Origin of the sequence: Stenotrophomonas sp. WHRI 8082 (genome assembly GCF_040223995.2) — a bacterium.
GTDB lineage: Bacteria > Pseudomonadota > Gammaproteobacteria > Xanthomonadales > Xanthomonadaceae > Stenotrophomonas.
Genome location: NZ_CP167826.1, coordinates 2,390,042 through 2,413,620, shown reverse-complemented (window position 1 = coordinate 2,413,620; position 23,579 = coordinate 2,390,042). Strand labels below are relative to the sequence as shown.

The following is a 23,579-nucleotide window of genomic DNA, read 5'->3' as shown; positions in this document are numbered from 1 at the left end:
TCGCTCCTTACAACACCACCACGCGCAGGTCGCTTGGGCCCACTGCCGCGTTGCCGCTGTGGTCGCGGGCATGCGCGCGGATCACGTACTCGCCCGGCGGCAGGCCATCGGGCCGCCAGCGCCCCTGCTGCATCAGCCCGTCGCGCACGGTGTTGCTGGCCAGGTAGCGGAAGCGGGTGACGGCGCTGCCGTGCACGGTGACGCCGCTGTCCGGTGCATACGCCACGCGTACCGCCGCCTGCTGCGGCGGCATGCGATTGAACACGATGTTCCAGCGCGGTTGCTCATACCCGGCCAGCGCTACGCCCGCGGCATCCAACACCTGGTACCCCACCGCATACAACCCCAGACGACGGCGCGGCAGGTTGCCATCCACCTGATCCCAGGCCTCCACCACGATCTGCACACCACGCCCACCGCGCGGTACCGGCACGCGTCCCTGCGCGTCGCGCTGCAGCGGCTGGTCCGCATCATCCAGCAGCGCCACATCGGTGATGCGCGGCGGCACGCGATCCACGAAGCCGGTGAAACCCAACAGGGCGGCGTTGCGCTCGAAGCCACTGCTGCCGACGCTCAGGTGCACGTGGGCCTGGCTGTTGATGCTGCCCAGCCGGTCACCGGCGTGGATGCGCGTGCCACGCCGCAGCCGTATCCGCTCCAGCGTGCCCTCGCTGTCGAACAGCTGCTGCCAGCGTTCGTCGAACGGCTGGCCGCGCGGATCGCGCCCCACCCGCATGTGCAGGTAACGCAGCGTGCCCACGGCCAGTCCCTCCGCCTGCCCGCCCACCGACCAGCTCGCCAGCGGCATATCGATCTTGCCATCGGCGATCGCCAGCACGGTCTGGCCGACGTCACCGCGCACGTCGAATCCATCATGCAGGTGGTGCCGGCTCTCGCCGCGGAAGTTGCCGCGTACCTCGCCCAGCGTGCCCACCACTTCATGCCAGCCGTCCTGCGGCGCCAGCGGCCAGCGCCCTTCGCTGCGCGGCAGCGGCGCATCCACCGCTGGGCCGACCAACGCCGGCGCAAGCGCTTCACCGGGGGCCAGCGGCACGATGCGGTGCAGCCGCCCGGCAGCCGCATCGGCCACGCGCAGGCTGCCGTCGGCGGCGACCGCCACGCCACTGGGCCGGGCCAGCCGCGTTACCGCCCCGGTCCCCACCAACGCGATCTGGTGGCCCGCAGGCGATACCTGGACGATACGGCCGGCACGATCGCCGACGTACAGCACATCGTCATGCGTGCGTGCCAAACCGAGCGGCCCGTTGATCACGCTGCCGGCGCCCACAACGGTGTCGACCTGCCCGTCCATGCGGACCCGACGGATCGCATTGTTATAGAAATCAGCCACCAGCAAGGCACCGTGCCCGTCCCATTCAAGCGCCACCGGCGTGTCGAAGCGGGCCGCCCCCGCAAAACCGTCCACGTGCGCGGGGCCGGCATCGCCGGCCAGCGTGCGCACGTTACCGTCGACACCGATGACCCGGATGCGGTCGTTCCAGGTATCGGCGACATAGACATTGCCGGCGGCGTCCACGGCCACGCCCATCGGCGCATCGAAGCGCGCCTGTGCGGCCGGGCCATCGGCAAAGCCCCGGACACCGCCAGCCAACGTGCTGACCTGGCCGTCCAGACCGATCCTGCGGATCGCATGGTTGCCGGTGTCGGCTACATAGACCACGCCGGCCGCATCGCGTGCCAGCGCCGACGGGGTATGGAAGCGTGCCTGGTGTGCGGGCCCGTCGACGAAGCCCTCGCTGCTGCCGGCCACGGTTTCGACGATGCCATCCGCACGCAGCCGTCGGATGCGATTGCTGTCACCGGCATCGGCCACCAGCACGCTGCCGTCATCCAACGCCAGCAGTGCGTACGGGTCGGAGAACCGCGCCTGCGCCGCCGCGCCATCGCGGTCACCCGGCACCCCCTCACCGGCCAGTGCTTCTATCTGCGCGGTCCAACCCAGCGGGGTGGCGGCCGGCCCGACCGGCACGGGCACCGCAGACTCGCGCGGCAGGAAGGTCGCGGCCACGGCGACGGCCGTCAACGCGGCCATGCCCAACATCCATCGCATCCGTGCCATCGGCGTCCTTCGTCATGTGCAACGGGCGACGATACCGGCTGCCCACGCACACGCCAAGACGACCGCGCAGTATCAGCGCGCGGGCACCTCGGTCCGGATGCCCATCGCCTCGCGATAGCGCGCGTACAACGCCATCACCTTGTCCACATAGGCCAACGTCTCGGCGTACGGCGGCACACCCTTGTAGCGCGTCACCGCCCCGATGCCCGCGTTGTAGGCCGCCGCGGCCAGCACCCGGTCACCGTTGTAACGGCGCAGCAGCGCGCGCATGTGGCGGGCACCGCCATCGATGGACTGCGCCGCCGACAGTGGATCCACCACGCCGTAGTCGCGCGCCGTCTCGGGCATCAGCTGCATCACCCCTTGGGCGCCCTTCGGCGACACCGCCGCTTCATCGAAATTGCTCTCCGCGTGGGCGATGGCGCGCAACCACGCATCGTCCACGCCGGTCGCCTTCGCCGCGGCCTTGAACTGGCGCGCATGTGGGGCCAACTGCGCGGCACCCACGCGCCCCAGTCCCTCGTGCGCCGGCTCCCCCGGCGGCGTGGCCACGGTGAATTTCAGATACACCGTCGATCCGGGCAGGTTGCGGGTGGAATACACCAGACGCCCGTCCTGCTCGCGCTCGTACAACGTGCCACTGAACACCCCCATGTTGCCCCACAGGTTCGGTGCCTGGACGGCGCTGTCATCGATCTCTTTGGGCGTGCAGCGCGATCCCGGTTCGGGCGCGGTGGCCATGCTGACCGTGTTGCCCTGCACGCAGCGGTACACGGTGCGCGCCTGCACCGACCCACTGGCCAGGCAGAGCAGCACGATGCACAGCAGGAAGGGCAAGGGCATCGCGGGTCACGAGGTGGGGGGCGGGCCGCGATGGTCAGCCTGCCACCGCGAAACGGCAGTGAAAGTGGCGCATGTCGCCTTCAACCCCTTGCTGCTGCGGGGGCGGACTCGCCGCCTGCAGGGAAACGGACCTCGGTCTGCGCAGATCACCGGTGGCCCGTTCATTCCGTTACGCTTGCCGACAAGGCGGCCTGCGCGCGGGCCCGGCCGAGTTCTTCGACCTCCGTCACCGGCCTCCCATGACCCGCACCCGCACCCTGCTCATCATGACCGCGGTGGCCGCCCTGGCCGCCGTCGTGCCCATGGCCCTGATGACCTGGTTGAGCTGGCAGCAGGCGGTGACGCTGGCGCAGGATGACCTGCAGGAAACCGCACAGCGCACGCTGCTGCGCGCCGAGCGCTCCTATGCGCAGGCGTTGTCGGCATTGCAGTCGATGCAGGCCGATGACCTGGTCCCGTGCAGCCCTGCACACATCCATCGCATGCAATCCAAGGTGGTGACCACTTCATCGGTGGACCAGATCGGCTACTTCGTCGACGGGCGCATGCGCTGCACGTCATGGGGGCCGTCTGACGGCAGCATCGCCTGGGGCACGCCGGACCACACCACCGCCGATGGCGCCGCGCTGCAGCTGGACGTGCAGCCGCGTGCCGCGTACGGACGCCGCATGCTGTCACTGCGGCTGGGCCAGTACGACGCCCTGATGGATCCGGGTCACTTCGTCGACCTCGTTGCCGCGCACGACCTGCGCCTGGCCATCGCCACCCCGGATGGGCGCTTGATCGCGCAGCAGTCACTGGCCCGCCACGACCTGCTGGAGTCGCTGCTGCGCGATCCCCGCAACGGCATGGACGACCGTGATCTGTTCGCCACCGCGCGCAGCGAAGAATGGCTGGCGATTGTCGTGGCGCCACGCAGCCGCCTGCGCGACATTTTCGTCGGCCAGTTCTGGCGTTTCTTCCCGCTGGGGATCCTGCTCGCGGCGGGGTGTGCCGGGGGCGCCTTGTGGCTGTCTCGCCGCCGTCTTTCGCTGCATGGCGGGCTGGTGCAGGGGCTGCGCCGCAACGAACTCTACGTGGTGTATCAACCGATCATCGAACTGGAGACCGGCATCTGCGTGGGCGCCGAAGCCCTGATCCGCTGGCGCCGTGCCGACGGCACCGAGGTGCGCCCGGATCTGTTCATTCCGCTGGCCGAAGAAAGCGGACTGGTCGAAGCGATCACCGACATGGTGATCGAACGCGTGATCGCGGACATGCAGCACTTGTTGGTGGGTGATCGCAGCGCGCACATCGCCATCAACCTCGCACCGGAGGACATGATCAGCGGGCGCGCGTTGAAGGTGATCGCCAGCAAGCTGGCCGGCACCGGCATCGCCAACCAGCAGATCTGGCTGGAAGCCACCGAGCGCGGCTTCATGGACATCGAGCGCGCACGTGCAGTGATCACCGCCGCCCGCCATGCGGGCCATGCGGTAGCCATCGATGATTTCGGGGTGGGCTATTCCAACCTGCAGTACCTGCAGCAGTTGCCGCTGGATGCGTTGAAGATCGACAAGTCGTTCATCGATGCGATCGGCACCGAGAGTGCGACCAGTCCGGTCACCGGCCACATCATCGACATGGCCAAGACGCTCGGCCTGTTCGTGGTGGCCGAGGGTGTGGAAACCGAAGCGCAACTGGCCTACCTGCACAGCCGCAAGGTGGAGTTCGGGCAGGGTTGGCTGTTCTCCAAGGCGCTCAAGCGCGATGATTTCATCGCCTTCCACGAGCACCGCCGCGCGTTGTACGGCGCAGCCCGCGAAAACATGCAGAACGCGCAGCGGTAATACCGCGATCGGGGTCAGCCATCCCGTCCGCGCCACGCCGTTGCCGGTTCCATTCAGCCCCAGCCTTTATAATTCCAGCCTCACTCTGGAGACCCACGCCGATGCGCCACTGATGCCCCCGTCTTTCTGACGGCCTGAATCTTCCCGCCCCTGCGCGCAGGGGGAGTCGATGGCATCTGCTGGAGGTCTGCATGACCACGTATCCGCTCACGCTTGATCGCGTGACCTGTCGCCTGTCGGATGGGCGCACATTGTTTTCCGAACTGTCCTTTACGTTCGACCCTGTCCGGACCGGCCTGGTGGGCGCCAATGGCGTGGGCAAATCCGTGCTCGCACGAATCCTCGCCGGGCAGCTTCAACCCAGCAGCGGGCGCTGCCACAGCGAGGGCAGGGTGACCCTGCTGCCGGCGCTGAGTGGCACGGTGCAGGGCAGCGTGGGCGAACTGGCGGGCGTAGCAGAGGTGCTAGCCGCCCTGGCACGCATCAGCGCCGGCAGCGTCGACCCGGCGGATTTCAGCACCGTTGATGATCGCTGGGACCTGCGCGAGCGGCTGCAGCAGCAGTGGCGCCAACAGGGCCTGCCGGATGACCTGGATCCGGAGCAACCGGCGGCCCGCCTCAGCGGCGGCCAAGCAATGCAGGTCGCGCTGTCCGGCGCCTGGGCCAGCGGTGCCGACTGGTTGATCCTGGACGAGCCCAGCAATCATCTCGATGCGCGCCGGCGCAGCGAACTGGAGACCCAGCTGTCGCGCTGGCGGGGTGGCCTGATCGTCATCAGCCACGACCGCGCACTGCTGGACCACATGGAATGCATCGTCGAACTGGATGGCGCGGGCCTGCGTCGGTTTGGTGGCGGCTATGCGGACTTCGTGCAGGCCAAGGCCACCCAAGCGGCGGCGGCGCAGGCCCAGCTGGACCATGCCCGCAACGCGCATCGCCAACAGCAACGACAGGCACGCGAGCAACACGAACGCGCGCAGCAGCGGCATTCGCGGGGCGAGCGCAGCGCGCGCGAGGCCAACCAGGCTCCCCTCCTGCTGGGTCTGCAGAAACAACGGGCGCAGGCCAGCGCCGGGCGCAACGCGCAGCTGCAGCAGCAGCGTCTGGCCGGCAGTGCAGAGCGCGTGCGCACGGCAGCGGCCAGCGTGGGACGCGCGGCCGAGCTGATGGCCTTCGCGCCGGATGCGGACCACGGCACCCAACGCGTCGCCCGGTTGGACACGCTGGTGCTGCCAAACGGCTGCGCCGAACCGTTGGATCTTGTCCTGCAGCGCGGCCAGCGCGTGGCCCTGGTCGGTGACAACGGCAGTGGCAAGTCGACCCTGCTGCGCGTGCTGGCCGGCCAGCTGTCGCCACGCAGCGGCGCCGTGGAGGTCGCGGTACCGTCCGCCCTGCTGGACCAGCACCTGCGTGCACTGCCCCCATCGGGCAGCGCGCTGGATGCCCTGCAGCAGGCCAACCCGGGCGCGGCCCTGCACGACCTGCGCACACGCCTTGCCTTGCTGGGCCTGGATGCCCAGCGGATCGAACGCACGACAGACACCCTCAGCGCAGGCGAGCGCCTGAAGGCCGCGATGGCGTGCGCGCTGTATGCCGATCCGGCGCCCGGCCTGTTGCTGCTGGACGAGCCCGGCAATGCGCTGGACCTGCAGGCGCTGCAGGTGTTGGAAGACCTGCTGCAGCAGTACACCGGCACCTTGGTGATGGCCAGCCACGATGCCCGCCTGCTGGCTGCCATGCGGCCCACCCATGTGCTGCAGGTGACCGCGCGTGGATGGACCCTGAACCCGTGGCCGGATGGCGCTGCGGACCATGAGGCCAATGTTACTATGTAACACCACGTCACCTCCAAGCCCTCCCCATGAAAACCAACGCTGCCCTGCTCGACGCCGGTGCCGTCGCCCTGTCCAGCCTGTGCCTGTTGCACTGCCTCGCCCTGCCCCTGCTGGCCGCGGCCCTGCCCTTGTTCGGCGCCTGGGCCGAAGCCGAGTGGGTGCATTGGGTGTTCATCAGCATGGCGTTGCCGCTCACGGCGTTTGCGTTGTGGCGCGCGCACCGCCAGCACGCCCTGCCGGCCATGGCGTGGCTGGGGGCCGGGCTGGGGCTGGCCCTGCTGCTGGCCGGTGCCCTCGAATTCCCCAGCCATGACAGTGAAACCGCCGTCACCGTCACCGGCAGCCTGATGCTGGCCGCCACCCACGTGTGGAATGCCCGGCGCCGCCACCGCCAGTGCTGACCGCGCCGGATCATCGGCACGCGCGTCAAATACCCGACACCGGTTACTGTAGGGACCGGCCAGCCCGGTCAGACAAGCAAAGGAGAGCGTGCGATGGCAGCAAGGGGAAGCGCCCTACGGCGTAGCGTGGCGCCGTGGATGGGCCTGTGCAGCTGCCTGGGGCTGCTGGTCGGCGTGCTGGTGGAGCATGCGGCACGCCTGGTCGGCGCAACCGGCAACAGCCCGATGGCGGTGGGCGTGCTGGCGGCTGCCATGTGCGGCTTCGGCCTGATGTTGGCCTCGCGCGTGCGCGAAGAGCGCTGGCCGTGGCTCGGCTTGGCCGGTGCCGCGCTGTCATCGGCGCCGCTGGTACTGTTCCTCGCCTCCATGCTGATGTTCTGAACCACGCACGATATCGCAGGGCGCAGCGCTGACTCCCGGCCTACACTAGGCGGCCTGCCTGTCGCCTGACCGATCCCGTGCCCCATTACACCGGCCCCCTGCTTACCCGTGATTCCGCTGCCCTGCTGCAACGCGCTGCCGATGGCGGTGCCGCCACGTGGCACGGCTCGTTGGATCTCGGGCGCAGCGAAGAAGACGTTGCGCTGGCGGCGGATGGCTTCACCTTCCGCGGGCACGTCTATGCGTGGCCCGGCAAGCTCAAAGACCGAACGCTGTACTACTGGGACGACGATGCGTTCATGCCCATCTCGCGTTTCAGCACGGGCCTGATCAAGCTGGTACCCACCGACTGGGGCGCACCCACCTTCGAGATCGACGGTATCAAGATGCTGCCCACGGCCAAGGTATCGCCCTTCGACGATGCACGCCGCAAGGTGGAACTGGTGGCACCGGCCGGCAAGGTCGTGCTCGATACCTGCGGCGGCCTGGGCTACTTCGCGGCCTGCTGCCTGGAAGCAGGGGTCAGCCAGATCCGTTCATTCGAAAAGAACCCGGACGTGCTGTGGCTGCGCACGCTCAACTCCTGGTCGCCGGACCCGGATTCCGCCAGTGCCGGCGGCCGGCTGCACCTTGCGCAGGGCGACGTGTCGAAAGAAATCGAGTCCATTCCCAGCGGCACCGTGGATGCGATCCTGCACGACCCGCCGCGGTTCGGCATCGCCGGCGAACTGTATTCGCAGGTGTTCTACGATCATCTGGCGCGCGTGATCCGCAGCGGCGGGCGCCTGTTCCATTACACCGGTGCGCCGAACAAGCTCACCAGTGGCCGCGACGTGCCACGCGAAGTATCCAAGCGGTTGGAGAAAGCCGGCTTCAAGGTCGAACTGGCTCTGGATGGCGTGCTGGCGGTGAAGAGGCACTGAGCCACGAGGCAGGCGCCGACCCACGGCCCGCGCCTGCCGACAGGCGATCCGGGTGTGCGCCGTTTCCACAGCGACGCGCGACAGGCACTGCTCACGCAGCAGTCAACCTGGCCGACGCAAGCTGCCGTAATCTGGACAGGCAATCACCGAATCAGAGGACGACATGGCCGATCCCCATTCTCATCTTCCTGGCGATGAAGCCGAGCGGCAACGTGCGCTGGATGCACTGCACATCGTCGGCAGCCTGCCGGAGCCGGCGTACGAAGACATCGTGCGGGTCGCCGCTGCGGTGTGCGGTACGCCGATGGCGCTGGTGACGCTGATCGATCGCGACCGGCAGTGGTTCAAGGCCCGTACCGGCGTGGAGGGCAGCCAGACCGATCGCAACGTCGCCGTCTGCGACCACGCCATCCGCCAGCCTGAAGACCTGATGGAGATCGGCGACCTGCAGCTGGACAGCCGCTTCGCGGAGAACCCGGTGTTGAAAGAAATGGGCGCGCGCTTCTACGCCGGCATGCCGCTGGTGACCGGTGACGGCGCCGCCGTCGGCAGCGTCTGCGTGGTGGACCTCAATCCACGCGAACTCAACGACACCCAGCGCGACGCCCTGAAGGCCCTCGCCCGCCTGACCATGGCGCTGATGGAAGCACGCAGCCGCGAACGCGAGCAGGCGGTGGCGGAAATCCTCAACCAGGGTCTGGAGCTGGAAGCCTCCAACGCACCCGGAAGTGCGGGCGAGTACAGCGTGGTGATCCTGGAACTGCAGGACCTCGACGCGTTGTCCGCGCGACTGGGCGAACGCGGGCTGGCCAAGCAGCTGCAGGCGCTGGACCTGCGGCTGGAGCAGTGCCTGCAGCCCGCCCGGGGCGACAGCATCAACCGGGTCACCGGCAGCGGCGAGTTCATCGCGGTGCTCGGCACCGAACAGGCCGCCGACACGCTCACCGCCCTGCACGAAGTAGCCGAAGAGATCCGCCACACCCTCGGCACCCCGCTGCTGATGGGCAGCGCCGGCACCCGCACCGGCGAACCCACCTCCGCCGTGTTCCTGCGCGCCGACCAGGCCCTCAGCGCCGCAAAAGACGCCCACCCCACCGAGCGGTAGAGCCGATGGGTAGAGCCGACTTCAGTCGGCTGGGGCATTTTTCCGTACCCCTCCGGTAGAGCCGACTTCAGTCGGCTGAGGCATTTCCCAGCAGCCGACTGAAGTCGGCTCTACCCCCCCCATCCCCTCAACCCGTCACTCGTAATCCACCTTCGCCAACACCTTCACCCACGCCGGCACGTCCGGCTCCCCGGCATAAAACTCCTTCGGCTTCTTCTCCGCCATCGCCCAGCGATGCAGCCAGCTCGGTCCGTACCGTCCGTCATACCCCTCCGCCCCATGCGCATACGCCGGGTCGCGCAGTGCCTCTTCCAGGCTGATGAAGCGATACCCACGCCGCTTCGTCGCCGCAACCAGCTCGGCAAACGTCGCCGCGTTGAGCTCGTTCGCATGCATCAGCCACACCTGCGGCAGCGCATAGCCCAGCAGCGACTGCGACTGCGCCTCGTAGTAATCCAGCTTGTTGAGCATGTACGGCACATAGCCGCGGCGCAGCTGACGCAGGGTCGCCTCGCGTGCAGGCGAATCAGGCTGCTCGTTGATCACATTCGCATACGCGAACGCCCACACCCACTCACCGTTATCCACGGTCACCGGCGCGACGCGGTAGCCGTGCTCACTGAAGAACACGTCCATCTGCCGGCGGCCCTCCGCCGTGCGGCCCACACGCAGATACGGGTGGCGCATCCACGTCGGCGTCAGGCCCCGCTCGGCCAGCAGCGGCCGCAGCACCTGTTCCCCACGCAGAAAGTCACGTTGGAATGCCTGCACGCCTTCGGCATTCAGATCCATGTGCGAATACGTGTGGTTGCCCAGCGCATAGCCGGCATCCAACCAGTCCCGCAGCATCTGCACGCGCGCCGGCTGCACCGTGCCGTCCACTTCCAGCTTGTTTTCGTTGACGAAGCCCACGACCGGCACGTCGGCCTGACGCAGCTGCGCCATCAGCGCTTGGTGCCGCGCCTGCAGGTCCGGCGGACGGATCTCATCCAGTCGCGCCCAAGGCAAGTCATCGATGGTGACAGCGATGCGGCGGTCGACCTCGGCGGCCTGCGCGATGCCACAGACAGCCAGCAATAACCAAACACACGAGCGATAGTTCATCCCACGGTCCTGCCCGGCACGGGCATGAAGAGCAGGCCTGAATTTACCGCTGTTTGGTGGCCCACATGTTGTCCACCAGGTTCGGATACGGCCGACCGTTCTCTTCAGCGCGCTGTTTCGCCGCTTCTTTCTGCGCGGCGGTAAGCGGCGTGGACTTCTGGCCCTTGGGATTGGGCTTCTTCCAGGGCGGCGTCGTGGATTTGCGCATGGCCAGGCGGCTCCAGCGAAGGAAAGAAACAGAATCGCCCGGCCATCCGACCGGGCGACTCGCAGCACATTACTGGCAACTTACTTCTTCAGGAAGTTCAGCAGGGCCAGGTTGAAATCATCGGCGTGACTGACGTTGCAGCCATGGGGTGCATCCTTCAGCACGACCAGCTCGCTGCCTGCGATGGCCTCGTGGGTGCGCTTACCGGAGCCCTCGAAGGGTACCGTGCCATCACTGTCGCCATGAATGACCAGCGTCGGCACAGTGATCTTCTTGATGTCGTCGCGGAAATCCGTGGTGGCGAAGGCCTTCATGCAGCCCAGCGCCGCAGTCTGGTCGGACTGGTGGGCCAATGCGATGGCTTCCTGACGCTGCGCCTCGGTGACCTTCAGCTTGCCGTTGGCGCTGAAGAAGTCCTTGGTGAAGTTGTCGAAGAAGGCTTCGCGGTCCTTGCCCAGCTCCGCCGCCATGCCGTCGGCCGCCTCCTGGGTAAGCGGGCCATCGGGATTGTCGCTGGTCTTCAGCAGGTACGGTGGCACCGCCGCGGCGAACACCACGCTGTGCAGCCGGCCTTCGCCGTGGTTGGCGATATAGCGTGCTACTTCACCGCCGCCCATCGAGAAACCGACCAGAGAGACATCTTTCAGGTCCAGATCGTCGATCACGCCCGCCAGGTCAGCCGACAGCGTGTCGTACTCATAGCCGTCAGACGGCTTCTCCGACCGGCCGAAGCCACGGCGGTCATAGGCAATGACGCGGTAACCGGCATCGCGCAGGATCGGCACCTGCGCCTTCCAGGAGTCCGCCGACAGCGGCCAGCCATGGATCAGCACCACCGGACGACCGGTGCCACCGGAATCTTCAACGTGAAGGCGAACGCGGGAAGCAGTCATGGACACTCCATGGAAGGGATTGGAGCGCCCACGCTAAGCGGGATGGGCTATGTGGGCCGTGAAAGATTCCGCGCAGGCCGTGACACCGCCTGCACGGAGGTGAGGGACACAGGAATATCGGTAGCGCCGAGCCACGCTCGGCGGAATGCATGAAGCACCGCGCGGGGCGCTCGCACCTGGCATCACCAACACGCCTGCACGGGGCAGAGGGGCGCAGAGATCTCGGTAGCTCGGAGCCGCGCTCGGCGGGATGCATGAAGCACCGCGCGGGGCGCTCGCCGAGCATGGCTCGGCGCTACCACGGCCTCGCCCGGTCCCGACGCGATACCACCTGTACGGAGCTGAGGAGCATAGATATCTCGGTAGCGCCGAGCCACGCTCGGCGGAATGCATGAAGCACCGCGCGGGGCGCTCGCCGAGCATGGCTCGGCGCTACCACTCCACCACTCCGCCGAACTGACGCGGTCGATATCCACGCCCGGCGCGTCCCCCGCTATCATGGCACCATCCGCGATCGCGCTTGCCGCCCGCGGCATGACACAGATTCCGCAGGACAGCAGCACGCATGACGCAGCACTGGAAACCCTCACGCCTGGCGATGTCCCTGCCCCGCACGCAACCGTGGTCGCTGCAGCTGCAAGGCGACGTACTGGTCATCACGATCGGCGACACCACGCAACGGCTCCAACTCGGTATGGAAGCACGCGTCCAGGTGAAGCCCGGCATGCTGTGGGCCAGCGTCAATGTGCAACGTCGCGAGGGCCCTCCGCTGCTGCTGGAAGGCCTGTCCAACGCGGACGCCAAGGCGCTGTCGAACGCACTGACCCCCCATGACGACACACAGGATCGCGCTGCGCGTGGCCCTGCCTTGCAACGCAGCCTGGACACCATGCGGCAGTGGAACGGCGATGCCGAAGACCTGCTGGCACAGCACCGTGCGCAGCGTCGCTGGATCAGCCACGACGACCAACAGGCCTTGCAGGACAGCCGCCCGTCGCTGGACGTGGACACCGCAACGCTGCACGCACTCTTCAACGACCCGGCCGCACATGCCGATGAAGACGAACACGAAGCGGCGCTGATCGAACTGGACCTGTGGGAACAGGACTGGACCGGCGCCTGCGAAGCAGTGAATGCACAGATCCTGGCGATCGAGCGCAATGACGCGCGGCCCCTGCTCGACCACGTCGAAAGCCGCCCGCTCACCGACGAGCAGGCGCATGCGGTCATCTGCTTCGACAACCGCGTGCAGGTCGTCGCCGCAGCCGGGTCCGGCAAAACCTCCACCATGGTGGCCAAGGCCGCGTATGCCATCCACCGCGGCTACGCCGAACCGCGACAGATCGTCATGCTCGCCTTTAACAAAGAAGCCGCAAAGGAGTTGCAGCAGCGTGCCGACCGGTCGTTCGCGCGCATCGGCCTGGAAGACCACGGCGTCGAGGCCCGCACCTTCCACGCACTCGGCCTGCATATCATCGCCAGCGCCACCGGACGCCGGCCGGACGTGCCCAATTGGGCCGTCGATGCCACGCTGGGCTTCAACAAGCTGGCCGAGCTGGTAGACCAGCTGAAGGACCGATCGCATGCGTTCCGTACCCAGTGGGACATGTTCCGGCTGGTGTTCGGGCGTGACCTGCCCTTGCAGGGTGGCGCGATGGCGGCCGATGGCTGGGAAAAGGACGGCAGCGGCTACGTGCGTACTCTGCGAGGCGAGCGCGCGCGCAGCGTGGAAGAGTGCGTGCTGGCCGATTGGTCGTTCTACAACGGCGTGGACTACGTGCTTGGCCGCGCGCGATCCTTCGACGCCGAAACCGAGGTCTTCAAGGCGCAGCAGCCGGACTTCCATTACCCCGATGCCGACCTGGACCACGAGCATCTGTCCGACGACGAAGCCCCTACTCCCCGACGCGGCACGTCGCAGCCCGACGGTGCCCGGATGATCGAAACGACCTCGCACGACCTGCGCATGGGCTGGGCCTTCGATGACCTGGCTGAAGCACTGAGCGCAGGCGGCGTGGTGCCGGACCCCAACCCGGACCGCGATATCCCGGACGAGGGCCAGAAGCCCATGCCGGATACCGAACTGGTCGGTCTGATGCGCAGCTTCATCAGCCACGCGAAGAGCAACGCACTCAGTCTGGATGACATGGCCGCGCGCCTTCGCGACATGCCCGATGACCAGTACAAGGAACGCCACCGACGCTTCCTGCAGATTGCCGGGCCCGTGCTGCAGGCGTGGGACGACGCACTGGACGACGCGCGCGCCATCGACTTCGAAGACATGCTGAACCAAGCGGCCGAGCACCTGGAGCAAGGCCGATTCGCATCACCGTATACGCTGGTGATGGCTGATGAATTCCAGGACGCCTCGCGCGCCCGCGCCCGGCTGTGCCGCGCCCTGGTGCAGGAACCGGGTACGTATTTCTTCGCCGTCGGCGACGACTGGCAGTCGATCAACCGGTTTGCCGGTGCGGACGTATCGGTGATGACCCAGTTCCGTGCGTGGTTCGGCCATGGCCAGGTGCTACGGCTGGAACAGACGTTCCGCTGCCCGCAGGCGCTGTGCGATGCGTCCAGCCACTTCGTCAGCGCCAACCCGGCGCAGATCCGCAAGCGCGTGCGCTCCAGCACCCCGTCGTATGGGCCCGTTCTGCAGGCGTTCCAGGTCGCCACGCGCGAACAGTTGAACGATGCCATCGCCCAGTACCTGCAGTACCTGCACACGCAGTGCCTCACGGGCGCACTACCTGCCGGCCGCGACGGCAAACTGCGTGTGTTCGTGCTGGGCCGCTACAACGCCGACCGGGCCTTCGTGCCGAGCAACTGGCAGGCACGCTTCGGCACCACGATGGAGGTCAGCTTTCTGACCGCCCACCGCAGCAAGGGCATGGAAGCAGACTACGTGATCCTGCCTGCCCTGCTGGATCGCGCCTTCCCCAACCTGCGTGCGGACGACCCGGTGCTGTCCCTGGCCATGCCGAGCGGAGATACATTCCCACTAGGGGAAGAACGGCGCCTGTTCTACGTAGCGCTCACCCGCGCACATCGATCAGTGGCGATGTTCACCGTCAGTGGCCGACGCTCCCCCTTCCTGGATGAGCTGGAACGCGATGGGGCCGTCAGCGTGACCACGGTGGATGGACTGCCGATCAAGGAAAAGCGATGCCCCGCGTGTGGCACCGGCGTGATCGTGAAGAAGACCGGCAAGTACGGGGACTTCCACTCGTGCTCGGGATACCCACGGTGCGAGCACAAGCCGCGGCTGACCGCATAGAAGCGAAGGCCGGGTAGAGCCGACGTCAGTCGGCTGGGGGTTTGCACGAAGACTCCTTCGTTTGGGACCGTGCGGACGTTGTCCGCCAGCCGCTATCTCACCGCGCACTCGAGACGCACCACCGGCCGATGGTGCCCGACAACCCCCGTCGCTACGGACCCTCTCGTATCGCGGCGGTCCGAGAGCTTCTTGAAGCGGTCCCCGTACTGCCGTGCTCCTGCAATCAGAAACGCTACGGATCAGAAGTAGCGACATTCGGCACCGCGCACCAAGATACGCAGCCTCGCACGCGTCAGGTCCACGCCAAGGTACTCAGCTGACACCCACCGCGCACCCGTCGACAGAAAGGTGCTAATTTCTCAATGTGAGAGCAGTGACATCAGCGTCGAGCAAGGCAGGAGGCCAAAAATGAAGACGTTTGCACGAAGAAGATTGATCATTCATCTCTTTTTCTACGCACTGTTCTTAACAGGATCGTTTACCAGCTGGGCAGCTTTACCCAACGGCAGCAGCATCCTCTTCGTGTTGGCCTGGTTCCCTGCTTGCCAGTGGATAACGCAGCAGTTGATCAACCTATTGGGCTGGGAGAACGAAGATCAGCTTTGACTGCTCATCGATGATCTCGCCTGCCAAGCAATCGTGAGCCTGCTGGTGCGGCGATCAGCTGACCGTTGGCGCACCGATGCCGCCGACGATCCCGTGGCAAGAGGCGCCCGGGGGACCTCGAAGGAACGAAGGCAGCGTGAAAAAATCAGAGGTTGTTGAACTGGAAATGTCAGGGGCTCCGATGAAAATCAAAGTGCAAGTTACTCTGCTCATCGCAACCGTAGTGGCCGTCACGTCCTGCACCCCTTCGCGTCCCCCGACCGCCGATCTGGATTACGAGGCGTTAAGCAGGCCGCGCGTGGATTGCCCTCCTCCTACGCAGGCCATTATGAATCCCTGGGGCTGGAATGGTAAGTCTGACGGATGCTATCTGCGGGAGGGGCCGTTCGTTGCGGCGGAGGGAGGATATGTTCGCATCCGAGGGCAGTTCACTCGTGGGAAGGCAACTGGAATATGGAAGTACTACAACGAAGATGGCGTGGTAGTGAAGGAAATCAACAACGATATTTCGGAAGGCATCTCTAAATAGCATGTGATTACTTTAGTTAATCCAATTCTAAAACGTCTCCGTCTCAACGTTGGTCTTTCGGCGCACTGCCCACGACCGAGCCGCGTGTAGGCTGAAACCGTGTAGGCTGAGAACATCGACACAGGACGTGCATATGCACCACTTGGACGAAGACGCAAGTTCAACGCCGCTGCATCGGTTTGATCAAAGCGTTCGCGCTGCCGCAGAACTTGAACCAAACTCCCGCCTGCAAAACCAGCAGCGCAGGACCGAGGCCACACAGGTAGCCGAGGCTCTCAGGGCCGGCAAGACACTACTGGGCTCTGACCAACTGTCGGCAGAAAGCCACCGGGCACTCGTCGTGCTGCTGGACGCCGTTCAAGCGCTGCCCGCACATGCAGCAAACTCCGGTGATCTTTCATCTCCTCAGTGGAACGGGATCCGTCACACGGCACGTCATTACCTGGCAACACGGAAGCCCAACCCTCTGGACGTCGAGGTCCAGCAACATGAGGACAGTACGCCCGGCCCTGTCCAAAAGCCGCACAGGCGCCGCTGGCTGATTCGACTGATGACCGGCTTGGGGATTGGTGCGGCCATAAGTGGACAGATCAGTGCAAGACAGGACTACCTGACCGCGAGAGACTGCGTATCCAGTTCCACCAAGGGCGCGGCCGACAGTTGGTGCTCTGGCCTGCCCGCAACAATTGATGGACACCTGTACATGATGTACGGGGGCTTTCTTCTGGTGCTGTGCGCTGCAGATTACTCATGGTTCAAACGAAGGTTCCGAGTGCTGCAAAGTTACGTGAAAAGTTAGTATTGCCAAGGCATGCAGCCGTGGGCTATCTGCTCGGCGGCGGATCAGAATCAGCGTAAGGACAAAGAAAGACGTGGCAAACCAGCTTCTGATAACTCTCTTGGGGCAGGCGGCTACAGCATCCGCTTGGCTATTTGTTCTCATCCTACGTGGTGGACGATGAACATCGAGAAATTTTCAGTATCGCTACGTATCTGGCACCCAACGAGCGCAGCGGATACTCTCACAAAAATGCTCAACCTGAATCCTTCAGTAGCTCACAGCGTAGGATTAGCCCGGACAACCCCGCTCGGCAAATCTCTTGCTGGTTTTTATAAAAGTACATATTGCAGCTTTTCAATGGTAGAGAGTACACCAGGCTCATTCACTGACGCCCTAGAAATGCTACTTGGAAACCTCAAGCCCAACGAAGATAACTTTAAGAAAATAGTCACCGAGGGAGGCCGTTCGGAGATTTTTGTTGGAGTATTTACGGAAAGTTCCACTGGATTTATAGTGAGCATGGACCATATGCGCACCCTGGCCAACCTATCGCTCGATCTATCTGTGGAGATTTATTATTGATTCGTCGGGCAGCGGCGGCAAAAACATCCTGCAGCAGCGCCTGTTATTGTTTGGCGACATGGGCATGCTCGGCCGAAAGATCAATGAAACGGCCTTGCCCTCAGAGATCTAGTTCCATGGCAAGATTCAAGTGCTTGATAGGGCTGCGAGAGATTTAGGATCATCCGTAGCACGCATGACGCAGCACTGGAAACCCTCATGCACTTGGATCAGCATATCCAAGCTCATGAGGGGTGAGCAGCTCTTCCTCCGCCACTACATGCTCATCTACTTTGGATTCTTCTGCCTGCTCATCTGCGTGATCTCGTTGCGAAGGATCCGCAACGATGGACGCGGGTGAAGCAAGGCCCACGCACGCACGTCCGGCTCTATGCTTGCAGCAGGACACGCTGTATGACGCTTCTATCCATACTCCTAGCGGGGACTTCAGCAGACATGAAATCGCTCACGATAAAAGTTCCCATGATCCTCATGCTCGGATTTCTCATTCTGGCCACGTTTGCATGCAAGGTGGGCGTGAGATCCAAGATGGTGCAGCTCTGCATAAATGGCGAGGAGGATATGGAAACTATTGGACAGATGATTAAAGAAACGGCACTGTTATCTGGAATGGAATTTCATGAAAACGGCCAATACAACAACAAGGCTGCAAGAGCGCAAGGCCGTCATCCAGGATACAAATTACTCGGCTATTCGGCCAGCAGATCGGATGGACTTGGAATCTCGGTGACAAATTCTGGGCTAAGCGCTCACGAGGCAATGGTCGGCTTCAGTCGAGGATCCGATCCAGAAGAATTTCAGGACATGTTTGACGGCTTCGTTCGATCACTTAATCTAAGCTGGCAAGTCCGCGATGTGCCGGAAGAACACGGCGCGCTGAAGTCCCCACAGTGCAGCACTCCTCGATCTGCAAACTTGGAGTCGGCGTAGCCTTGGCCTCACTAGCCTTAGGCTTCCTTGAACCAGATCGGTCGAGCATGGCACAGATAATAGAAGGCGAAGGATATGCCCCGTCTTTTCGGCCCCTTCAAATCGCCACAGGGGAATTCCTAGTGCACGCCCCGCTCTGAGGGATATCTGATTGAACATTTTCCAGAAACTGAAGACTCCATCACTCCTTCTCGCAATATTTTTTTCAGGCATCTGTGGCTGCGCCGGCGGAATAAGCGCCGAAATGTTTCGGTTCTGTATAAATGGCGAGGAGGATATGGACATACTTGGACGGATGGTCAATGAGACCGCCGCGCTCTCAGGAATGGAATTTTATGACAAGAGTCAAGTGCATGATCGAGCTGCGAGAGATTTAGGTGATCATCCTGGTTATAAAATGAAAATCTACGCCGCTGGTAGGGCGGACGGACTTGGAGTCATTGCCACGAACAGCCTCGGCGCGCGAGAGGCTACTATTGGATTTACGCGCGGCAGCAACTCGGAGGAATCTCAAGCGATGATTGATAAATTTCTTCACAGCTTAGATGCACGATGGAAGGTGCGCGGCGTACCGGCAGATCATGGAGCGCTTCCATCCGCTCAGTGCGACGTACCAAAGTGATCGCTGACGCAGCTCCAGTGCGGCGCTTGAAGCCGGTGCCGGGCATCTACGGGCTTCCCTGCAGCCGAGCTCATCGAACCCGATGAGAATAGGAGCAATTAAGGGCGGGAAGCAATATATCGACGACAGCTGCACCTGCTAGCGAGAATCATGAACCATAACTTCATCAGATTATTCAATGCGGGCGGCACCTTCTTACTATTCCTGGGGTGCTCCGAAGTAATACTTTCAAAGATCGTGAGCGGAGAGGAATTATTCCTTCGCCACTACATGCTTGTTTATTTCGCTTTTTTTTGCCTTGCCGTCTCCGTTGTTTAAATAGTAAGGTTGCGCAATGACAAAATAGATCAAAGCAGTAGCAGCAAGTAGTCAAATTAACCTGCTTCAGTAGGCACTTAAGGTGAGGAAAAACACCATGGGAAAGACGTGACGGCAAGCGCCTGTCACGCCTTTCCTTGCAAATCCCCGGCCTTACAGCGCGATGCGCGCTACGCTTTCCTTCGCGCCCTTCGCTTCGTCGTCGCCGTTCTTGATGGTCACGTACAGCACGTTTTTCTTCGCATCCAGCGCCAGACTGTTCGGGTGCGTCGGCATCGACCATGTGCCGATCTGCTGGTAGGTGTCGCTGTCGTAGCCCGTCACCGATCCCGCCTCGCGGTTGGTCACGTACAGGCGCTTGTGCGGTGCGTCCAGCAGGATGCCAAGCGTGCCGGCACCGGCCGGGATGCTCGCCAGTTCCTTGCCCGTATTACGGTCCAACACCAGCACGCGCTTGCCCGAGTGCTTCGATGCGAAGCCTTCAATGCTGCTGCCCTGATACTTGCGGATCATCTCCGATCCCTGGTCGGTGATGAACAGCCGCGGGCTGGCCGTGTCCAGCGCGATGTTCATCGGCTGCTCGGCGGTGACCTTGTAGCGCTGCTCCACCTTGCCGGTATCGGTACCGACCACCACCACTTCGCCCAGCAGGTTGCTGGTGTACACGCGCTTGTTGGCGGCATCCAATGCCAGGCCGGGCGCCTTCGCGTTGCCCAGGCCGGGAATGGTGTTGATCAGCTTCAAGGACTGCGTATCCACGACGAACAGCACGCTGCCCTCGCCTGAGTGACCGGTTACGTACAGGCGGCTGTTGGCACCGTCCACCACCAGCTCGCGCAGGTCGTGGGTGTAGCTGGCCTTGCCGTCCTTGCCGACCTTCTTCTCCATCAACTGCACGATGCCGATCGCCTTGCCCTGCGCGGTGTCGACCACGGTCACCGAGGTGTCCACCGTGTTGCCGACGTACAGTCGGTCATTGGCATCGTCCAGCACCACGCCGAAGCCCTTGCGCTCGAGCGGGATGGTGGCCTGCACGGCCAGCGTGGTCGGGTCCAGCTTCAGCACCTGGGCCGGGCCGGCGTCATCGCCGAACCCACCGGACGACGCGACATACACGGCGTTCTGCTTGGTGCTGTAAGCCAGCTCGTACAGCCCCTGGGCGACGGCGCTGCGCTGCACGGCGGACTGCGCTGCAGTGGACGCGGGCGCGGCCTGGCCGGCGGCGTACGCAGACGGCGCGGCGATGCCCACGGCAATGGCCATGGCCAAGGCGGCGCTCTTGCAGAGCGAGGTCGTACGCGGTGGCGGGGAGATAATGGAATTCACGGAAGCGTCCTTGTGGGAGTCAGGAGAAGAAATCCTTGGCTCGCACGGCCGCGTATGCAGTGCAATGGCACTGGAGCGACCGCCCACACATCAGTAGCGTGGTCAGGCTGGCTGGGTAGGCCCATGGTAACAGGGCTCCATCACTCGTAGTATTCGGCCAACGGAGGGGCTGCATGATCGCGAATACGGGGATGACCTCGATGGAAAACGATGCACTGCAGAAGATCACCGGACGCCTCGCCGAGGCAGCTCGGGACATAGACGCGGCAGACTGCAAGGAGGATGCGAAGGCCGTGCTGGTCGGGCTGGCATTTCACCTGCAGACAGTCATCGCGAGGATGGAGAACGAATCGGCAGCAGAGGGTCCATGGAGCATCGAACATGCCCTGCATGAGCGCTCCATTACAAACTACGACCGGATGCAGAAATACCTGTCGGCCGTTGGGACAGCGCTCGCGAATGAGGGTCGATTTGTCTGGATGCTCCGCAACAAAGACAACGAGCTGGAGGCGCTGAAAGCACGCATGCGTCTGGTCACATCAATGGACCTCGCCCTGCAGCACTTGATTGACCTGATGCAGTTCGACGCGACCGAGAGGGTGCCGATCGACATCAGACAGGGATTCCAGTTTTCCAGTGGCTCCATGAGCTACGGCCGCATGTACTTCCAGCCGAGCAGCCCAGATGACTGATGGCATTCGACTCAGGCCAGATGCCCTACTGGTAGAGCCGACTTCAGTCGGCTGCCTTTGCTGGTAGAGCTGACTTCAGTCAGCTGCCCCTGCCACCGCAGCCGACTGAAGTCGGCTCTACCCTCCTCCGGCAGGTCAGCCCATGCGCACGGCGGCGGCCTGCTGTTCCTGCACCTGTGCGTGATCGTGCTGCTGGGCGACCTGCTGCTGTGTCTGCGTCAGACGCTCGGCCTGCGCCATGGATTCGTGCACGGGTGTCTGTGCGGCCGTGGCAGTCGGCATGCTGGCGCGTAGGTGTGCCGGGTCAGATGGTTCACCCTGCACCACGAAGACATTGGTACCGGTATGGCCTTCCGCGTTCGGGCCGCTCAGCAGCACGTGGTCCACGCGGGACAGGCCCTTTTCCTTGGCTAGGCAGAACAGGCTGCCGCACATGCGCTCGCTGGCCTCATCGGGCGTGCGGCCGTGTTTCGCGTCCAGTGTGGCAACGCCGCGATTTACCTGGTCCATCATGGCGCGGTCGTTGTCGGATAGCAGAAACTGCTTCCAGTCACGCTCCGGCATGGCGTTTCGCTCAACCTTGTTCAGATCGCTATCCGGGAACGGCGCCTTGATACTTTCAATAGCAGGAATGTTCTTCGTGGGCTGCATGATGCCCTCGAAGTCCTTGAAGGGGATCGGACCCACATTCGCGTGGATTCCTGCATGGTTCAATGCACCCCACGCGAAATCCGTGCAACTGTTCCTGAAAGTGTTGTAGACAGGATCGAATCCGTGCTCCTGAGGAGAGGTCGAGAACTCTCGGATCTTATCAAACTGCGCCTGTGTCACTTCGATCGTGCGCGCATAGTAGGGGTCGGCGTACGTACGCACATCGGTTGTTACAGGAGCTCCTAGGTAACCACCACCTGGGATGGGTACGTCTGGCTGCCAACCAGCACTTACTCGATCATCACCGTGCACCGTCTCCAAGTACATGTGACCCGTCACCGACGTGCCCCGAACGACATCCGGCTGTTTCGGATCAAGCTGCTTCGTTCCTGGAGCCGCGACGTAGATGGTCACGGTATAGGGCTGATTCTTGTCCATGACTATTTCGACTTCCCGCTGTAGGCAATGATGAGGTCGGCCTGCTGGTTCTTCAGCTGGGGTCGCTCCTCCAGCAGTTCAACACGCAAGTGATATCTCCCTGGCGGAGGATCTACAGTGAATCCGAATGAAAGTACGGTGTAGATGATCCCCTGTTCGATCAGCCCTGCATCGCGCAACATTGCGCCATTGACGCTTTCCTGCCGTACACCGGGCGTCAGTCCATCGGTGCCCAATGAAATTCGCTCCTTGAGGTCATTCCCGATACGAGTGAGCTCTACATTATTGGCCTGCGTACCGTCCAGCCTCTGAAGCTTGATCTTCGCGGGAAGCCCGCCTTGTACGAGCAAACCGGAGCGCGCGAGCATGGCCTTGGCCTTCTGCTCCTCGATCCGTATACCGACGACCAGCGTTGGGTCCGCATTTGGCCCCGGTGGTGGCAGATCGAAATCCAGGTCCACAATCACCCCGGACTTATCCAGCGACACCGTCCGCGTCAGCGGAACGACCGTCCGCGCATTGGCTTCCGCTTCGGTGAGCACGGGCACAGGCGCGACATCCGGCGCCGAAGCGCGGTCTCCGCAACCCAACAGGCCTGCAAACGCGACAGTCAGCGCAATGAATTGCAGCAATCTTCTTGTCCGGTTCATCGCACTGAATCCCTGTCGGAAGGCGGGCTGCCGCCTGTAGGCGACACCGTCGGTTTGGTTACCAATGCGAGCATAGGGGATCGGGCTCAGCGTCGGGTGAGGAAAGGTGGGTGCGGGGTATGGGGGTGGCGGTTGGTTTTAGCCGACTGAAGTCGGCTCTACCCATGGAGTAAACGGGTGTGCGTCGCACCTTGCCCGTCATGCTGTCGCGAGCGTCGCGGGCAAGCGTGCTGTTTGGCGATGCATTGGGCGGCGTTGGCATGTCGCGGGCGAACCAGTGGCGACCGCATGCCTGACACTGCACTTCGCAGTTTTCCTCATGGACGCAGGCACTTACGGCTGCGCACGATGACCTTGCTGGAGCCACTGGGCTGCAGCCGGGATTGCCATCCTGTCAGCTACTAACACCGTTGACTCTGTTCTGCCCTACGGGGCACGGCGGAGAATGCACTGCATCGCCTACCGGTTTCATGGCAGGCGATGCGGGGGATCCCTGATCCGCCGGTTTATGGTGTTAGTGGCCCGGTATGGCAACCCGCATCGCCCGCCACCTGCCGCCTCGGCGCAGGTGGCCTCAC

The 23,579-nt window shown here is 63.7% G+C and carries 22 protein-coding genes; 14 read left to right on the top strand and 8 right to left on the bottom strand.

From position 1 onward, the window contains the following. Positions 1–7: 7 nt before the first annotated feature. Positions 8–2,080 carry a gluconolaconase gene (locus ABRP17_RS10545; RefSeq protein WP_349984692.1) on the bottom strand — a complete coding sequence of 691 codons (2,073 nt, stop codon included), beginning with the start codon at positions 2,078–2,080 and terminating at the stop codon, positions 8–10. A 72-nt stretch (positions 2,081–2,152) separates the two neighbouring features. After that, entirely contained in the window at positions 2,153–2,923 is a 771-nt protein-coding gene (locus ABRP17_RS10540) for a lytic transglycosylase domain-containing protein (RefSeq protein WP_349984693.1), read from the bottom strand. 239 nt (positions 2,924–3,162) lie between these two features. Here ABRP17_RS10540 and ABRP17_RS10535 point away from each other — a divergent pair, with 239 nt between their 5' ends. The 6 genes from ABRP17_RS10535 (at position 3,163) to ABRP17_RS10510 (ending at position 9,397) form a co-directional block, all read left to right on the top strand. After that, positions 3,163–4,752, top strand: a complete 1,590-nt coding sequence (locus ABRP17_RS10535; protein ID WP_349984694.1) for an EAL domain-containing protein — start codon at positions 3,163–3,165, stop codon at positions 4,750–4,752. A 191-nt stretch (positions 4,753–4,943) separates the two neighbouring features. Beyond that, positions 4,944–6,587: an ATP-binding cassette domain-containing protein gene (locus ABRP17_RS10530; RefSeq protein WP_349984695.1), complete on the top strand. Its 1,644-nt coding sequence runs from the start codon at positions 4,944–4,946 to the stop codon at positions 6,585–6,587. Positions 6,588–6,613: 26 nt separating this feature from the next. Continuing rightward, positions 6,614–6,988 (top strand): MerC domain-containing protein, encoded by a 375-nt coding sequence (locus tag ABRP17_RS10525; RefSeq protein ID WP_188325917.1) that lies wholly within the window; start codon positions 6,614–6,616, stop codon positions 6,986–6,988. A 93-nt stretch (positions 6,989–7,081) separates the two neighbouring features. Then, positions 7,082–7,369, top strand: a complete 288-nt coding sequence (locus ABRP17_RS10520) for a hypothetical protein (protein ID WP_188327396.1) — start codon at positions 7,082–7,084, stop codon at positions 7,367–7,369. Positions 7,370–7,446: 77 nt separating this feature from the next. Next, a complete protein-coding gene (locus ABRP17_RS10515) occupies positions 7,447–8,292 on the top strand; it encodes an MnmC family methyltransferase (RefSeq protein ID WP_349984696.1) in 846 nt (281 codons plus the stop codon). Between the two features lie 163 nt (positions 8,293–8,455). Next, positions 8,456–9,397 (top strand): GAF domain-containing protein, encoded by a 942-nt coding sequence (locus ABRP17_RS10510; RefSeq protein ID WP_192096034.1) that lies wholly within the window; start codon positions 8,456–8,458, stop codon positions 9,395–9,397. Positions 9,398–9,532: 135 nt separating this feature from the next. On the opposite strand, the gene ABRP17_RS10505 is transcribed toward ABRP17_RS10510, so the two are convergent. The 3 genes from ABRP17_RS10505 to ABRP17_RS10495 form a co-directional block, all read right to left on the bottom strand. Continuing rightward, complete coding sequence (locus tag ABRP17_RS10505) at positions 9,533–10,501, bottom strand: polysaccharide deacetylase family protein (RefSeq protein WP_349984697.1); 969 nt, start codon at positions 10,499–10,501, stop codon at positions 9,533–9,535. Between the two features lie 43 nt (positions 10,502–10,544). Continuing rightward, the gene (locus ABRP17_RS10500) at positions 10,545–10,709 is read right to left on the bottom strand and encodes a hypothetical protein (protein WP_188325913.1); all 165 of its coding nucleotides are present in this window, start codon (positions 10,707–10,709) and stop codon (positions 10,545–10,547) included. Between the two features lie 80 nt (positions 10,710–10,789). Continuing rightward, positions 10,790–11,602: an alpha/beta hydrolase gene (locus ABRP17_RS10495; protein WP_349984698.1), complete on the bottom strand. Its 813-nt coding sequence runs from the start codon at positions 11,600–11,602 to the stop codon at positions 10,790–10,792. A 565-nt stretch (positions 11,603–12,167) separates the two neighbouring features. On the opposite strand from ABRP17_RS10495, the gene ABRP17_RS10490 reads away from it, so the two are divergent. From ABRP17_RS10490 to ABRP17_RS10460, 7 genes are all read left to right on the top strand, one after another. Next, the gene (locus ABRP17_RS10490; protein ID WP_349984699.1) at positions 12,168–14,876 is read left to right on the top strand and encodes a UvrD-helicase domain-containing protein; all 2,709 of its coding nucleotides are present in this window, start codon (positions 12,168–12,170) and stop codon (positions 14,874–14,876) included. A 408-nt stretch (positions 14,877–15,284) separates the two neighbouring features. Further along, complete coding sequence (locus ABRP17_RS10485; protein ID WP_349984700.1) at positions 15,285–15,482, top strand: hypothetical protein; 198 nt, start codon at positions 15,285–15,287, stop codon at positions 15,480–15,482. Between the two features lie 136 nt (positions 15,483–15,618). After that, entirely contained in the window at positions 15,619–16,011 is a 393-nt protein-coding gene (locus tag ABRP17_RS10480; RefSeq protein WP_349984701.1) for a hypothetical protein, read from the top strand. A gap of 142 nt (positions 16,012–16,153) precedes the next feature. Further along, positions 16,154–16,810, top strand: a complete 657-nt coding sequence (locus tag ABRP17_RS10475) for a hypothetical protein (RefSeq protein WP_372486751.1) — start codon at positions 16,154–16,156, stop codon at positions 16,808–16,810. A 12-nt stretch (positions 16,811–16,822) separates the two neighbouring features. Further along, positions 16,823–17,374 (top strand): hypothetical protein, encoded by a 552-nt coding sequence (locus ABRP17_RS10470; protein ID WP_349984703.1) that lies wholly within the window; start codon positions 16,823–16,825, stop codon positions 17,372–17,374. 462 nt (positions 17,375–17,836) lie between these two features. Continuing rightward, complete coding sequence (locus ABRP17_RS10465; RefSeq protein WP_349984705.1) at positions 17,837–18,304, top strand: hypothetical protein; 468 nt, start codon at positions 17,837–17,839, stop codon at positions 18,302–18,304. 151 nt (positions 18,305–18,455) lie between these two features. After that, entirely contained in the window at positions 18,456–18,926 is a 471-nt protein-coding gene (locus ABRP17_RS10460) for a hypothetical protein (protein WP_349984706.1), read from the top strand. A 471-nt stretch (positions 18,927–19,397) separates the two neighbouring features. Here ABRP17_RS10460 and ABRP17_RS10455 read toward each other — a convergent pair whose 3' ends face one another. Next, positions 19,398–20,507 (bottom strand): YncE family protein, encoded by a 1,110-nt coding sequence (locus tag ABRP17_RS10455; protein ID WP_349984772.1) that lies wholly within the window; start codon positions 20,505–20,507, stop codon positions 19,398–19,400. Positions 20,508–20,743: 236 nt separating this feature from the next. Here ABRP17_RS10455 and ABRP17_RS10450 point away from each other — a divergent pair, with 236 nt between their 5' ends. Continuing rightward, positions 20,744–21,262: a hypothetical protein gene (locus tag ABRP17_RS10450; protein ID WP_349984707.1), complete on the top strand. Its 519-nt coding sequence runs from the start codon at positions 20,744–20,746 to the stop codon at positions 21,260–21,262. Positions 21,263–21,397: 135 nt separating this feature from the next. On the opposite strand, the gene ABRP17_RS10445 is transcribed toward ABRP17_RS10450, so the two are convergent. Further along, positions 21,398–22,351 (bottom strand): XVIPCD domain-containing protein, encoded by a 954-nt coding sequence (locus ABRP17_RS10445; RefSeq protein ID WP_349984708.1) that lies wholly within the window; start codon positions 22,349–22,351, stop codon positions 21,398–21,400. A 2-nt stretch (positions 22,352–22,353) separates the two neighbouring features. Beyond that, positions 22,354–22,983: a hypothetical protein gene (locus ABRP17_RS10440; protein WP_349984710.1), complete on the bottom strand. Its 630-nt coding sequence runs from the start codon at positions 22,981–22,983 to the stop codon at positions 22,354–22,356. Between the last annotated feature and the right edge of the window lie 596 nt (positions 22,984–23,579).